The organism is Vibrio fluvialis (assembly GCF_900460245.1).
Classification (GTDB): Bacteria; Pseudomonadota; Gammaproteobacteria; order Enterobacterales; family Vibrionaceae; genus Vibrio; species Vibrio fluvialis.
In genome coordinates this window covers 2,585,182-2,599,939 of the sequence record NZ_UHIP01000001.1, presented here as the reverse complement: position 1 = coordinate 2,599,939, position 14,758 = coordinate 2,585,182, and the positions used below count along the sequence as shown (strand labels likewise).

12 protein-coding genes are annotated in these 14,758 nt (G+C 50.0%); 6 read left to right on the top strand and 6 right to left on the bottom strand.

What is annotated here, in order from left to right; all coding sequences use genetic code 11:
* Position 1 precedes the first annotated feature (1 nt).
* The 5 genes from rsmE to metK form a co-directional block, all read right to left on the bottom strand.
* Positions 2-733: a 16S rRNA (uracil(1498)-N(3))-methyltransferase gene (gene rsmE / locus DYA43_RS12150; protein WP_024374567.1), complete on the bottom strand. Its 732-nt coding sequence runs from the start codon at positions 731-733 to the stop codon at positions 2-4.
* Between the two features lie 96 nt (positions 734-829).
* Positions 830-1,531: an endonuclease gene (locus DYA43_RS12145; protein ID WP_061056909.1), complete on the bottom strand. Its 702-nt coding sequence runs from the start codon at positions 1,529-1,531 to the stop codon at positions 830-832.
* Positions 1,532-1,649: 118 nt separating this feature from the next.
* A complete protein-coding gene (locus DYA43_RS12140) occupies positions 1,650-2,150 on the bottom strand; it encodes a SprT family zinc-dependent metalloprotease (RefSeq protein ID WP_061056908.1) in 501 nt (166 codons plus the stop codon).
* Between the two features lie 79 nt (positions 2,151-2,229).
* Complete coding sequence (locus tag DYA43_RS12135) at positions 2,230-3,027, bottom strand: DUF2189 domain-containing protein (protein WP_047460058.1); 798 nt, start codon at positions 3,025-3,027, stop codon at positions 2,230-2,232.
* Between the two features lie 264 nt (positions 3,028-3,291).
* Positions 3,292-4,446, bottom strand: coding sequence for a methionine adenosyltransferase (gene metK / locus DYA43_RS12130; RefSeq protein WP_044366730.1), 1,155 nt, complete (start codon positions 4,444-4,446; stop codon positions 3,292-3,294).
* 323 nt (positions 4,447-4,769) lie between these two features.
* Between metK and tkt the strand changes: the two genes are divergently transcribed.
* A complete protein-coding gene (tkt, locus tag DYA43_RS12125) occupies positions 4,770-6,764 on the top strand; it encodes a transketolase (RefSeq protein ID WP_061056907.1) in 1,995 nt (664 codons plus the stop codon).
* 74 nt (positions 6,765-6,838) lie between these two features.
* On the opposite strand, the gene DYA43_RS12120 is transcribed toward tkt, so the two are convergent.
* Positions 6,839-7,735: a LysR family transcriptional regulator gene (locus DYA43_RS12120; RefSeq protein WP_061056906.1), complete on the bottom strand. Its 897-nt coding sequence runs from the start codon at positions 7,733-7,735 to the stop codon at positions 6,839-6,841.
* Positions 7,736-7,879: 144 nt separating this feature from the next.
* On the opposite strand from DYA43_RS12120, the gene DYA43_RS12115 reads away from it, so the two are divergent.
* The 5 genes from DYA43_RS12115 to mscS all read left to right on the top strand — a co-directional run bounded on the left by DYA43_RS12115 (position 7,880) and on the right by mscS (position 14,743).
* Positions 7,880-9,817: a ligand-gated channel protein gene (locus DYA43_RS12115; RefSeq protein WP_061056905.1), complete on the top strand. Its 1,938-nt coding sequence runs from the start codon at positions 7,880-7,882 to the stop codon at positions 9,815-9,817.
* A 191-nt stretch (positions 9,818-10,008) separates the two neighbouring features.
* Positions 10,009-11,034: an erythrose-4-phosphate dehydrogenase gene (gene epd, locus DYA43_RS12110; RefSeq protein ID WP_061056904.1), complete on the top strand. Its 1,026-nt coding sequence runs from the start codon at positions 10,009-10,011 to the stop codon at positions 11,032-11,034.
* A 151-nt stretch (positions 11,035-11,185) separates the two neighbouring features.
* Positions 11,186-12,349 (top strand): phosphoglycerate kinase, encoded by a 1,164-nt coding sequence (locus DYA43_RS12105; RefSeq protein ID WP_020332663.1) that lies wholly within the window; start codon positions 11,186-11,188, stop codon positions 12,347-12,349.
* A gap of 154 nt (positions 12,350-12,503) precedes the next feature.
* Positions 12,504-13,580, top strand: a complete 1,077-nt coding sequence (fbaA, locus tag DYA43_RS12100) for a class II fructose-bisphosphate aldolase (RefSeq protein ID WP_020332662.1) — start codon at positions 12,504-12,506, stop codon at positions 13,578-13,580.
* Positions 13,581-13,879: 299 nt separating this feature from the next.
* Positions 13,880-14,743 (top strand): small-conductance mechanosensitive channel MscS, encoded by an 864-nt coding sequence (gene mscS / locus DYA43_RS12095; protein WP_020332661.1) that lies wholly within the window; start codon positions 13,880-13,882, stop codon positions 14,741-14,743.
* The last annotated feature ends 15 nt before the right edge of the window (positions 14,744-14,758 follow it).

The following is a 14,758-nucleotide window of genomic DNA, read 5'->3' as shown; positions in this document are numbered from 1 at the left end:
GTTAGCCAAGATCGCCGAAACGAACTTGCAAGGCTGTAATTGCGGTAAGAGCTGCGGTTTCGGTGCGTAGCACGCGAGGGCCTAGCAGCGTCTCTTCAAAGTGGTATTGCTGGGTCATGTCGATCTCTTCTGCCGACAGACCGCCTTCAGGACCAATCAGCAGACGCACTTTGGTCACTGGCTCCGGAAGGGTGTTGATCGAATATTTGGCGCGTGGGTGCAGGTTGAGTTTCAGTGCGTCGGTTTGTTCGGCGCACCACTCTTCCAGCGTCATGATGGGGCGAATTTCAGGCACCACGTTGCGGCCGCATTGCTCGCAGGCACTGATGGCTATCTTCTGCCACTGTTGCAGTTTCTTCTCGAAACGTTTGGCATCAAGCTTCACGCCGCAGCGTTCAGACAGCAGAGGCGTAATGATATTGACGCCAAGCTCGACGGATTTCTGGATGGTGAATTCCATCTTATCGCCGCGCGAAATTACCTGACCCAAATGCAGATGAAGTGGGGATTCAAGGTTAGTTTCGATGCGCTCGGCCAGATCAACCACGACCTGCTTTTTCCCCGCTTCACTGATGATGGCCGGAAACTCCGCGCCGCTGCCGTCAAACACCAGCACTTCCTGACCTTCCTGCATACGCAGAACGCGAGCGATGTGGCCAGCTGCGTCTTCGCTTAAAACCAACGGGCCAAGGTGAGTGATAGGTTGCGGATGATAGATACGGGGAACTCGCATGCTGTTTTTCCTGAAATTGCGCTGTTTACTGGCATCTAACATGGATGCTCAAAGTGAAAAAAACAAGGGCGATGTCATGATTGCCCTTAGATTGGTTTAACTGCGGCACTGCTGGCGCACAAACGGGTTGTGGTTGCCCTGAATCTTGAAAATGCGCTGATCGCGTTCGCATTCCCATTTATCGACCGGATATTGACGATTCCACACCTGCATCAGTTGGGTCTGGGACTTGGACAAACGAAAACCATATTCCTCGCTCATGTAGAGGTAAGTGCGTGCAATCGCGCCGCGCGCCCGTTCCGGCGGCATCACTTTACGCTGCTGGAAATTGACCTGCATTTCGCATTGACCGTAAGTGGCGCCGTCCGTGCCGTTCCACTGGCTGAAATTGAGATTGGAACGATCGCCGTTCACTTCGCCGATGGCCGGCGTCAGGTTATGCAGGTCCGCTTCCATGCGCTTGAACGCCGTATCGTTGCGGCTGCACTCTTTGCGCCCGCCCTTTTGCCAGCACTGTAACTGGTGGCCGAACTGCCAGGCAGGAACTACGTGTTCCCATTCAATCCGGCTGGCACGCGTTTTCTGCTTGCGGACTTGATAGCCGCAGCCTTGCAAATCGGGCGTGCCTTTTTTACCTTGCCACTGAATATCACAGCCGCAATAGAAGGAGACCGGATGATCCTGATAAATTTTCACGGCCTCTTTTTTGGCCTGGGAAAACGAAGCGGGCGCGGACGCCCACGCAAAAGAGGCGGCCAATAACAGGCTACCAGTGAGCAACAAGCGAAAATGAAACATAAGTAAAGACTGGTTTTAGTATGATTTTTATCAGTCTATCACTCAAAAATCTGAAATCTAGCATGGGGTTGCATTCATGCAGCAACATAAGTGCGGTGCGACAGATTAGGGAGTGCTCTCAGGACAGTTGATTGCCAGTGAAGGTCAGCGTTTGGTGACACTGCTGGCAGCGATATACGGCCTGATTACGCAGAACTTTGTTATGACGGCGAATTGACAGCGGGTAGCGATTGCAGGCGCACAGATATTCAAAAGTTTTCCCTTGTACCGACTCCACGGAAAAGCGATGCGTGGTGTTGGCAGCAATGGCGAATACTTGCGTCATCACTTGCTGCCATTCGGCACCGTGGGGTTTGACTCGGCCATAGACGGCATAAGTGATCAAGTGGGCGATTTCGTGTGGAATCACTTCATCCAGAAAGGCCTGACGGTTTTCCGCAAACAGGACCGGATTGAGACGAATTTCCCATAACTGCAGATAGGCTTTGCCTGCGACTTTGCCGCGCAAACGAAAGCTGAGTTTGGGCTGAGCAAAGGCACGGCCAAAGTGGCGGGATGCGATGTCGATACAGCGTTGAATTTGCGTTTGAGCGCGGTACTGCAGTTCAAAATCGACCAAGAAAAATCTCCCCAAAAAAAAAGCCTCAACGTACTGTTGAGGCAATCATAACACTATTTGCAAAGTAAGGTTGGAGACCTTAGGAGTTGTGTTTTTTCTTAATAATAGCGTGGTAGGCATGCCAGGTGCTGTAACCCAGAATTGGCATAGTGAATAACATACCGATACCGTAGGTGGCAAAGCCAATCAGGAGGCCGCCGCAGATGATTCCTGCCCAGACGATCATGGCCGGAATGTTCGATTTCACGGCGTTAAAACTACTAAAGACCGCGGTCATGACGTCCACGCGGCGTTCCATCATTAACGGAATGGAAAACGCAGAGATGCTGAAGATGACACAGGCGAACACAAAGCCCACCAAAGAACCGATAACCAAGAAGGGTAAGAAGTCGGTGATTGGTGCGCCCTGAACGGATGGATAGAGTGCGTGCAGCAGTGCGGCGATGCGCATCCAGAATATCATGGCGACGGCCAGCATGACGGCAAAAGCCCATTGTGAGCTGGAGTTACGCGTAATCGCTTTGATGGAGTGCAGCAGACCTGCGGAATGGCCTTTTTCCCGTTCCCAACTGGCGGCGTACAAACCGAGAGCCAAAAACGGCCCAATCAGCATGTAGACCACAAGGCTTGGCAGGATCACCAGATGGGTTCCTTGCCATTGCACCAGCAGCACAATACCAATTGCGGCGGCCATAAAGCATAAACCATAAAAAGCACTGATTAACGGCATGCGGATGAAATCATGGAGTCCAAGCGCAAGCCAGTGAAACGGAGTCGACACGCTGATCTTGTTGCATGGCAGCGTGTGGGCATACTCCGGAGGGCTGACTTCTTTTTGCTTCTGGTCGAAGTCAGATGGGTTAACCGTACGAGGCATACATCCTCCTTGATCGAGGTGGCAGAGACAGAATGATGCGATGCTCGCTGTATCAACCTGCTACGCAGCAACGCACTGTGATTACGTTGTGGGTTAATGAGCTTGGTTTTGAATTTATACTCATTAACACTTTATTAACTATTGCCGAGCGGCAATGAAAATACAAACTTGTTGAATAAAATTTGTTCAGCAAGAGTGTTTGAGAAGATGAAAATAAAAAAAGCCCCTGTCTCGCGACAAGGGCTTTTTCAGGATTCGGTCGGCTTATTTCAGGCCAGCGAATTCACGCAGTTCAGCTGCTTTGTCAGTCGCTTCCCAAGGGAACTCTTCGCGACCGAAGTGACCGTATGCTGCTGTCTTCTTATAGATAGGTTGCAGCAGGTTCAGCATCTCTTGCAGACCGTAAGGACGCAGGTCGAAGAACTGACGTACGGCTTCGATAATGATGTCGTGAGACACTTTCTCAGTACCGAAAGTTTCTACCATGATAGACGTTGGATCTGCCACGCCGATCGCGTAAGACAGTTGGATTTCACAACGATCTGCCATGCCAGCTGCTACGATGTTTTTCGCTACGTAACGTGCTGCGTATGCGGCTGAACGGTCTACTTTTGATGGATCTTTACCAGAGAATGCTCCGCCACCGTGACGAGCTGCGCCGCCGTAGGTATCAACGATGATCTTACGACCAGTCAGACCACAGTCACCCATTGGACCACCGATAACGAAACGGCCGGTTGGGTTGATGAAGTATTTGGTTTCTTTGGTCAGCCACTCTGCTGGCAGAACAGGTTTGATGATTTCTTCCATCACCGCTTCGCGCAGATCTGGAGTAGAGATCGAATCACAGTGTTGAGTTGACAGAACAACCGCATCGATACCGACGATTTTGCCTTGCTCGTACTGGAAAGTTACCTGTGATTTTGCATCCGGGCGCAACCATGGCAGAGTGCCGTTTTTACGCACTTTCGCCTGACGCTCTACCAGACGGTGAGAGTAAGTGATTGGCGCTGGCATCAGCACTTCGGTTTCGTTACATGCGTAACCGAACATGATGCCCTGGTCGCCGGCACCTTGTTCTTTAGGATCGGTTTTATCAACACCTTGGTTGATGTCTGGAGACTGCTTACCGATGGTGTTCAGTACTGCACATGAGTTAGCGTCAAAGCCCATATCTGAGTGGACGTAACCAATTTCACGCACAGTTTCACGAGTCAGTTCTTCGATATCAACCCACGCTGATGTTGTGATCTCACCGCCGACCATTACCATGCCGGTTTTTACGTAAGTTTCACAAGCAACACGTGCTTTTGGATCTTGTTCCAAAATGGCATCTAGAACCGCATCAGAGATTTGGTCTGCGATTTTATCTGGATGACCTTCTGATACCGATTCAGAAGTAAACAAGTGCTTAGCCATGATAGCTCCAATTCTATAATCAAAAGAGTAGCGAAAAGGGTCCGCTACTCTGCAAAATCGTTCATTATGTAGGCGTTTCTACATCTAGACGTCTATTCTAGTTTTGAATGCTCAAATTACAAGCTCTTTTTTCTTCTATCTCATAGCCAAACGTTTGCCCAATTCAGGGGTTTTTCAGCCATTGTTCAGCGATATGTTGTAAAGCATTGCAAAAATAGAACAAATCGCCAGCAAAAGGTTTGCAGTGCCGAAAGGGCTTTGCGACAATATTGGCCACTCAATTTTCGGATACTTTTACTTCGCTTATCGCTTTAGGAGCTGACATGTCTTCTCGCAAACAACTGGCTAACGCAATCCGTGCACTGAGCATGGACGGTGTACAAAAAGCTAACTCTGGCCACCCGGGCGCACCAATGGGTATGGCTGACATCGCTGAAGTGCTTTGGCGCAGTCACTTGAACCACAACCCACAAAACCCGAACTGGGCAGACCGCGACCGTTTCGTGCTGTCCAACGGCCACGGCTCAATGCTGATTTACTCTCTGCTGCACCTGAGCGGTTACGAGCTGTCGATTGACGATCTGAAAAACTTCCGTCAACTGCACTCAAAAACGCCGGGCCACCCTGAGTACGGTTACGCACCTGGCATCGAGACCACAACTGGTCCTCTGGGCCAAGGTGTCACCAACGCAGTAGGTATTGCGATTGCAGAAAAAGCACTGGCAGCGCAGTTCAATAAACCTGGCCACGATATTGTTGACCACTTCACGTACGTGTTCCTGGGCGACGGCTGTCTGATGGAAGGCATCTCGCACGAAGCGTGTTCACTGGCTGGCACTCTGGGCCTCGGCAAACTGATCGCTTTCTGGGATGACAACGGCATCTCGATCGACGGTCACGTGGAAGGCTGGTTCTCAGACGACACTCCAAAACGCTTTGAAGCTTACGGTTGGCATGTGATTCCAGCGGTTGACGGTCACGATTCAGACGCGATCAACGCAGCGATTGAAGCGGCAAAAGCCGATCCTCGTCCAACACTGATCTGCACCAAAACCATCATCGGTTTCGGCTCGCCAAACAAAGCCGGCTCACACGATTGTCACGGTGCTCCTCTGGGCGCTGACGAAATCAAAGCTGCGCGTGAATTCCTGGGTTGGGAATACGCACCATTTGAAATCCCGGCAGACATCTACGCTGAGTGGGATGCCAAAGAAGCAGGCGCAGCCAAAGAAGCCGCATGGGATGAGAAATTTGCCGCATACGCAGCCGCTTACCCAGCAGAAGCTGCAGAATACAAACGCCGCGTAGCCGGTGAACTGCCAGCCAACTGGGAAGAAGCCACCAGCGCCATCATCGCAGAACTGCAAGCGAACCCAGCGAACATTGCGTCACGTAAAGCATCGCAAAACGCGCTGGAAGCATTTGGTAAACTGCTGCCAGAATTCATGGGCGGCTCAGCGGACCTGGCACCTTCTAACCTGACCATGTGGTCTGGCTCGAAGTCTCTGGAAGCGAGCGATTTCTCAGGCAACTACATCCACTACGGTGTACGTGAATTTGGTATGACTGCCATCATGAACGGTATCGCGCTACACGGTGGTTTCGTGCCTTACGGCGCGACCTTCCTGATGTTCATGGAATACGCGCGTAACGCGATGCGCATGGCGGCTCTGATGAAGATTCAGAACATCCAGGTCTACACGCACGACTCGATTGGTCTGGGTGAAGATGGTCCGACTCACCAACCGGTTGAGCAAATGGCTTCTTTGCGCCTGACACCAAACATGAACACTTGGCGTCCATGTGACCAGGTAGAATCGGCGGTGGCTTGGAAACTGGCTATCGAGCGTAAAGACGCGCCAACCGCGCTGATCTTCTCGCGTCAGAATCTGGCTCAACAACCGCGTGATGCAGAGCAACTGGCCAACATCGCTAAAGGCGGTTACATCCTGAAAGATTGTGCAGGCAAACCTGAGCTTATCCTGATTGCCACCGGCTCTGAAGTTGAGCTGGCAGTCGAAGCTGCTGCGCAACTGACTGCCGAAGGCAAGCAAGTGCGCGTAGTGTCGATGCCATCTACCGATGCATTCGACAAACAAGACGCCGCATACCGTGAATCCGTATTGCCAGCAGACGTGACCGCTCGTATCGCTATCGAAGCCGGCATTGCAGACTTCTGGTACAAGTACGTTGGCTTTGGCGGTCGCATCATCGGCATGACCACCTTCGGTGAATCCGCACCAGCCGGCGAGCTGTTCAAACTGTTCGGCTTCACCACTGAAAACGTGGTGAACACAGCCAAAGAACTGCTGGCATAAGCACGTTTCTTAAGCTGAACGCCAAGTAAAAAGCCCCGCTCAATGAGCGGGGCTTTTTTATCGTTATAGCTTCACTATTTCCATTCGTTCGGACAGGCGGCGCGCAGAGCATCAATAAACAGCCGTAAACGCAACGGGTGACGGCCTATCGGATAGAAACAGTGAATGCTGGCTGGTTCGGAATACCATTCTTCCAAACAGGGTTCGAGGCTACCAGGATGGTTTTTCTCAAACCCCTTGGCAACCCAAGTCGGCAACAGGCCAATCCCACGCCCTTTGGCGATCGCATCGGCTTGCATCGCCAGATTGTCACTCTGCAAGCGGCTCTCTAAGGCTGGCAGGACATAACGGCCATGCTCGGTATGGTGAAGCGTTAAGGCTTCCTGACGAAAAGCAATGAAGTCGATCCAGGGATGATCGCTCAGCTCACTGGGGTGAGCCGGACGCGGACGCTCACTCAGATATTGTGGCGACGCGTAGGCTGCATAGCGCCACAAGCCAAGTTGTTCTCGGCGGTAACCCGCTGGCGCAATATCGCCAATCCAGATAATCAGATCCGGATCGAGTGAACCATCTCCGTGTTGGAATTGACTGTGCAGCCGCACTTTCAGCTGCGGGTGCTCCTGCATAAAGCTGTCTAACACCCGACTCATCCAGCCGCGGGTCAGGTTGGGGTGCACGACCAGAGTCATCTCGCCGTTGACCTGAGTATTGAGCTCGTGCAGTGCTTCCTGACTGCGATTAGCCAGTTCAATCAACTGTTCTGAATAGGCCGCAAACACTTCACCGGCTTTGGTTAATGACAGGCGATTTCCTTGCCGGGCAACCAGCGCCTGACCAAGATCTTCTTCCAGTTGAGCCAGACGGCGGCTTAGGGTCGATTTGGGTTGCTCCAGCGATTTCGCTGCTGCGGTCAGGCTTTTATGTTGGCAGAGTGCATAAAACGCACGTACAGCGCTGAGATCCTGCATTGATGACACACCTCTGTGGAAAAATGCGACGTCTTGTTCCAAAACTGGTCCCAACTATTCCATTTGTGAACCTTTTCTACGTCAGTAATTTATGAATAATGCCTTCCTGAAATTAATAATTATTATCATTTAAAGGAGTGGTTCATGTCCAGACTGAATCCATCTAAAGTAGCGTTGGCAGTGACTTTAGGTTTGGTGGTTTCTGCCCAGGTTAATGCAGAGGAAAGTGTCAAAGCGGATGAAACCGTTGTGGTTACAGCGGCCGGTTATGAGCAGGTGGTGACCAATGCTCCGGCGAGTGTCACCGTGCTGACTCAGGAAGATCTAGCCTCACGCTATTACCGTGATGTCACCGATGCGCTGACCAATGTGCCGGGCGTGGTGGTGACTGGCGGTGGCGATACCAAGGACATCAGTATTCGTGGCATGGGCTCAAAATATACGCTGATCCTGGTCGATGGTAAGCGCCTGTCTTCACGTCAAACCCGTCCGAACAGCGATGGTCCGGGTATTGAAGCGGCTTGGCTTCCGCCTCTGGAAGCGATTGAACGTATTGAAATTATCCGTGGACCAATGTCGACGCTGTACGGCTCAGAAGCGATGGGTGGCGTGATCAACATTATCACCAAAAAAGCAGGTCAGAACTGGTCGGGTAAAGTGCAGCTCAGCACTGTGCTGCAGGAAAACCGCGATTCCGGCGACGAGCAGAATGTGAACTTCTTTGCGTCAGGTCCGCTGACCGACTCTCTTTCTCTGCAAGTGTATGGCCAGAATCAACACCGCGATGAAGACAACATCGAATACGGCTTTGAAGACAAAACGCTGCGCAGCATCGGCTCTAAACTGATTTATCAGTTGAGTGAGAATCAGGAACTGGCGTTCAGTGCTGACATCACCCAGCAGAAGCGTGAAGGTACGCCGGGCAAATCGGTCACAACTGGTGATGACGAAAGTCTGGGTGAGTACAACCGTACCTCATTTGCTCTGAGCCACAAAGGTGACTGGGGCAGCATTGGCCGCTCTGACAGCTACATTCAGCGTGAGCAAAGCGACAACGAATCACGTGAAATGACGCTGACCAACACCATCGCAAAATCCGTGTTGGTCACCCCATTTGAAACCAATACTCTCAGCATCGGTATTCAGGGCGAAAAAGCCGAGTTGGAAGACCTGACCGGCAACACCGGCGGCAGCGTAACGGAACTTGATAATGCGCAAATGGCGCTGTTTATGGAAGACGAGTGGCGGGTGCTTGATTCGGTAGCTCTGACATTCGGCGGCCGTTACGATTACAATCAGGATTACGGTTCTCACTTTAGCCCGCGTGTATACTCGGTGTGGAACGTCAACGATGTATGGACACTTAAAGGCGGTGTTTCTACCGGCTTTAAAGCGCCGGATCTGCGTCAGGCCAGTGATGACTGGGTTTCTGTCAGCCGCGGCGGCAATATTCACGGTAACTCGGATCTGGATCCAGAAACTTCAGTCAGTGAAGAGATCAACCTGATCTATAACGGCCAGCAAGGTCTGCAAGCGTCGCTTGGCTTGTTCAACAATGATTTCAAAAACAAGATTTCCAGTGTCAGCTGCCCGGACAGCATCTGCAGTGAAGGCAATAACCAGTGGGGCAGTGCGCCGCGCTATTACACCAACGTTGACAAAGCGGTGACCCGCGGGGTTGAAGCGTCTCTGGACTTGCCGCTCGGCGACAACTGGGATTGGACGAGTAGCTACACTTACACCTATTCCAAACAAAAAACCGGCGATTACGCGGGCATGCCGCTCGAACAGTTGCCAAAACACCTGTTCACGACTCAGTTGAACTGGCAAACCACTGAGCTGATGAGCAGTTGGGCGAAAGTTACTTACCATGGCAAAGAGTCTGATCCTGCGAGCACGCGAGATACGCTGACTGCACCGTCTTACACGTTTGTGGATGCGGGGATTACCTATGCCTTGACCAGCAATACCAGCGTCAAAGCGGCGATCTACAACCTGTTTGATGAAGACGTGACGTACGAAGAGTACGGCTACGTTGAAGATGGCCGTCGTTACTGGGTAGGTCTGGACGTGGCGTTCTAATCTGCGCCGACGGCACTGTTGCTGGCCTTATCGGCTGACTCGAAGCCCTTACCGTTTGGTGAGGGCTTTTTTATTGCGCCGATATGTTGGCACAAAGGTACGACGAGTGTGAAATAGTTGGGGATTTTACGTGAATCACAGGTCGTTTCTCGTTAACATCGGCAGGATAAACCATAAGGAAAAATGAACCCATGTTAAAAGTGGCGATCAACGGATTCGGGCGCATTGGTCGGAATGTTCTTCGGGCCGTTTACGAGAGTGGCAAGAACCAACACATCAAAGTGGTGGCAGTGAATGAACTGGCCAAGCCAGAAGCGATGGCGCATCTGCTGCAGTACGATTCCAGCCATGGCCGATTTGGTAAAAAGATCACCCATGATCAGGAGCACATCTATGTGCATCACGACAATGGCGATTTTGATCGAATCCGCATTCTGCATTTGTCTGATATCCCGCTGCTGCCATGGCGTGACCTTGATGTCGACATCGTACTCGATTGTACGGGGGTATTCGGCTCGCAGGCTGATGGTTTGCAACATCTGGATGCTGGTGCGCGTAAAGTGCTGTTTTCCCATCCGGGGGCTGCCGATTTGGATAACACCATCATCTACGGCGTCAATAATGAAACGCTTACGGCCGATCACCATATTGTGTCGAACGGATCCTGCACCACCAACTGTATCGTGCCGATCATTAAAGTGCTCGATGATGCGTTTGGTATTGATTCGGGAACCATCACCACCATTCATTCTTCCATGAATGATCAGCAGGTCATTGACGCTTACCACACCGATTTACGCCGCACGCGAGCGGCCAGTCAGTCGATCATCCCTGTAGACACAAAGTTGCATAAAGGGATTGAAAGAATCTTTCCGAAATTTTCTAACAAATTTGAAGCCATTTCCGTGCGTGTTCCAACGGTAAACGTCACTGCGATGGATTTAAGTGTCACGATTAATACAAATGTGAAAGTTAATGACGTAAATCAAACCATAGTGAACGCATCTCAGTGTACATTACGTGGCATTGTTGACTATACTGAAGCACCGCTCGTCTCCATCGATTTTAATCACGATCCGCACAGCGCGATTGTGGATGGAAGCCAGACTCGAGTGAGTAACGGGCAACTGGTAAAAATGCTCGTCTGGTGTGATAACGAGTGGGGATTTGCTAACCGCATGCTTGATACCGCGTTAGCAATGCAGGCAGCTAAGTAGTCGCCACCTGCTGGGGGAAAATATTTATTTTTTGCATTGAAATAAATATTCGAATCCCCATATCTAAAGCAGTTTAAGAATTGACAGGCTCGGCAGGATCGCCGAGTTGACGAAAACTTCTATTTTCTTTGAATATTTGAGAGGACAAACCATGTCTGTAATCAAGATGACTGACCTGGACCTGGCTGGTAAACGCGTATTTATCCGTGCAGACCTTAACGTGCCAGTAAAAGATGGCAAAGTGACTTCAGATGCTCGTATCATCGCATCACTGCCAACAATCAAGCACTGTCTGGAAGCGGGCGCTAAAGTAATGGTGACTTCTCACCTGGGTCGCCCAACTGAAGGTGAATACGCAGAAGAGTTCTCTCTACAGCCTGTTGTGAACTACCTGAACGACGCGCTGGATTGCGAAGTGAAACTGGCGAAAGACTACCTGGATGGTCTGGAACTGAACACTGGTGAACTGGTTGTTCTGGAAAACGTTCGCTTCAACAAAGGCGAAAAGAAAAACGAAGAAGAGCTTTCTAAGAAATACGCAGCACTGTGTGACGTATTTGTAATGGATGCATTCGGTACCGCTCACCGTGCTCAAGCATCAACTCACGGTGTGGGTATGTTTGCTCCTATCGCATGTGCAGGCCCTCTGCTGGCGAACGAACTTGAAGCGCTGGGCAAAGCTATGGATAACCCAGCTCGCCCAATGGTCGCTATCGTGGGTGGTTCTAAAGTTTCAACCAAACTGACTGTGCTTGAGTCACTGTCTAAAATCGCTGACCAACTGGTTGTTGGCGGTGGTATCGCAAACACGTTCATCGCGGCTGCTGGCCACAACGTAGGTAAGTCTCTGTACGAAGCTGACCTGCTTGATACAGCGAAGAAACTGATGGAAGAGTGTGCCATTCCAGTAGCCACTGACGTTGCGTGTGCAAAAGCATTCGACGAAAACGCAGAAGCAGAAATCAAACACGTTTCTGAAGTTCAAGACGATGACATGATCTTCGACCTTGGCCCAGAATCAACGGCTGCTCTGGCTGAAATTCTGAAAGGCGCGAAAACTATCCTGTGGAACGGTCCGGTAGGCGTATTCGAGTTCAAGAACTTCGAAGCGGGTACTAAAGGTATCTCTGAAGCCATCGCTGCTTCTGATGGCTTCTCTGTTGCAGGTGGTGGTGACACTCTGGCTGCGATCGACAAGTTCGGTATCAAAGCTGACGTATCTTACATCTCTACTGGTGGCGGCGCGTTCCTTGAGTTTGTAGAAGGTAAAGTACTTCCAGCAGTAGAAATGCTAGAAGCACGCGCTAAAGCTTAATCAATGTGTCGAGGGCGGGAGAAATCTCCCGCTTTCTTGTTTGCTGCATGCGCCGGTTTCTTCTGCTAGAATGACGCCCGTTGTGAGCAAACGTTTGCAAGAATTTAAACTTACCGTTTTTATTTTTAAAACGACAGAAAATAGGATTACATCCATGTCTAAGATCTTCGATTTCGTAAAACCTGGTGTTATCTCTGGTGATGACGTACAAAAAGTATTTCAAGTAGCTAAAGAGAACAACTTCGCTCTACCAGCAGTAAACTGTGTGAACACAGATTCTGTTAACGCCGTACTAGAAGCGGCTGCGAAAGTTAAAGCTCCAGTTATCGTTCAGTTCTCTAACGGTGGCGCAGCTTTTTTCGCAGGTAAAGGCGTTAAACTGGAAGGTCAAGGTGCACAAATTCTTGGTGCAGTAGCGGGCGCGAAATATGTACACGCTGTTGCTGAAGCATACGGTGTGCCAGTGATTCTGCACACTGACCACGCGGCTAAGAAACTACTACCATGGATCGACGGTCTGCTGGACGCGGGTGAAGAGTTCTTCGCTCAGACTGGTAAGCCTCTGTTCTCTTCTCACATGCTAGACCTGTCTGAAGAGTCTCTAGAAGAGAACGTTGAAACATGTGCTAAGTACCTAGAGCGCATGGCTAAAATGAACATGACTATCGAGATCGAACTGGGTTGTACTGGTGGCGAAGAAGATGGCGTTGATAACTCAGATATGGATTCTTCTGAGCTGTACACTTCTCCTGAAGATGTTGCATACGCTTACGAGAAACTGAACGCAGTTAGCCACCGTTTCACTATCGCGGCTTCTTTCGGTAACGTACACGGCGTTTACAAGCCAGGCAACGTTGTTCTGACTCCAACTATCCTACGTGATTCTCAAGCGTACGTTTCTGAGAAGTTTGGCCTTCCAGTTAACTCTCTGAACTTCGTATTCCACGGTGGTTCTGGTTCTACTGAAGCAGAAATCAAAGAGTCTATCTCTTACGGTGTTATCAAAATGAACATCGATACTGATACTCAGTGGGCAACTTGGGATGGTATCCGTAAGTACGAAGCAGAAAACCACGATTACCTACAAGGTCAAATCGGTAACCCAACTGGTCAAGACGCTCCGAACAAGAAATACTACGATCCACGCGTATGGCTACGTGCTGGTCAAGCTTCTATGGTTGCTCGTCTTGAGAAAGCCTTTGCTGACCTGAACGCAGTAGACGTACTGTAAGTCGTCTTCTCATAATTAAGAAAACCCGCTCATTGAGCGGGTTTTTTCGTTTCTGGTTGTCATTAAATTTTAGTCAAGCACTGGCAGAGTAACTATTTATTGCTTAATCTGATACAGGCTTATCAAAATCGAGATAACCTTTTGTTTTGCCAGTCTTTGCAAAAAGCTGACTTTGCAAGCTACCAAGATTACGATAAATTGCCAAAAATCTGATGTCAGGACGTTGCGCGATAATGTGTTTGATGGTCAGTGGGTTACATAAAAATATTGAATAACGAAAATTCTAGAGGATATACACTATGGCTAGTGAATCGAACGGCGTTGAAATGCCGATTGTTGACAGTCTGAGTCACGTAAATACCTGGCTGTCAGACAATTCAGATTTGTTGATTCAATACGGTGTAAACATTATCTCCGCACTACTGATTCTTTTTATCGGTAACATTATAGTTAAAGCAGTGGCGGGCAGTGTCTCTAAAGTACTGAAGAAAAAAGACATGGATCCAGCGGTGGTCTCGTTTGTTCATGGTCTGGTTCGCTACTTACTGTTTGTGATTGTATTGATTGCGGCTCTGGGCCGTATTGGCGTACAAACAGCATCAGTTGTTGCGGTGATTGGTGCTGCCGGTCTGGCGATTGGTCTGGCACTGCAAGGTTCTCTGTCTAACTTTGCAGCTGGCGTTCTGATTGTTGCTTTCCGTCCGTTCAAATCTGGTGATTATGTTGAAGTGGCCGGTGTTGCAGGTTCAGTGGACTCTATTCAGATTTTCCAGACGATACTGAAAACACCAGACAACAAAATGGTTGTAGTGCCTAACGCAGGTGTGATTGGTGGTGCGATCACCAACTATTCACGCCATGAGACTCGCCGTGTGGACATGGTGATTGGTGTGTCGTACAAATCGGATCTGAAACTGACGAAGAAAGTGATTCGTGAGACGCTGGAAAAAGATCCACGCATTCTTAAAGATCCTGACATCACGATCGGTGTACTGGCGCTGGCGGATTCTTCCGTCAACTTTGTGGTGCGCCCATGGTGTAAAACTTCCGATTATTGGGGAGTGTACTTTGATGCTATGCAAGGCATCAAAGAAGCGCTGGATGCAAACGGCATCGAGATTCCATTCCCACAAATGGATGTGCATCTCAACAAGCTCGACTAAGCTTGAACAGATTAC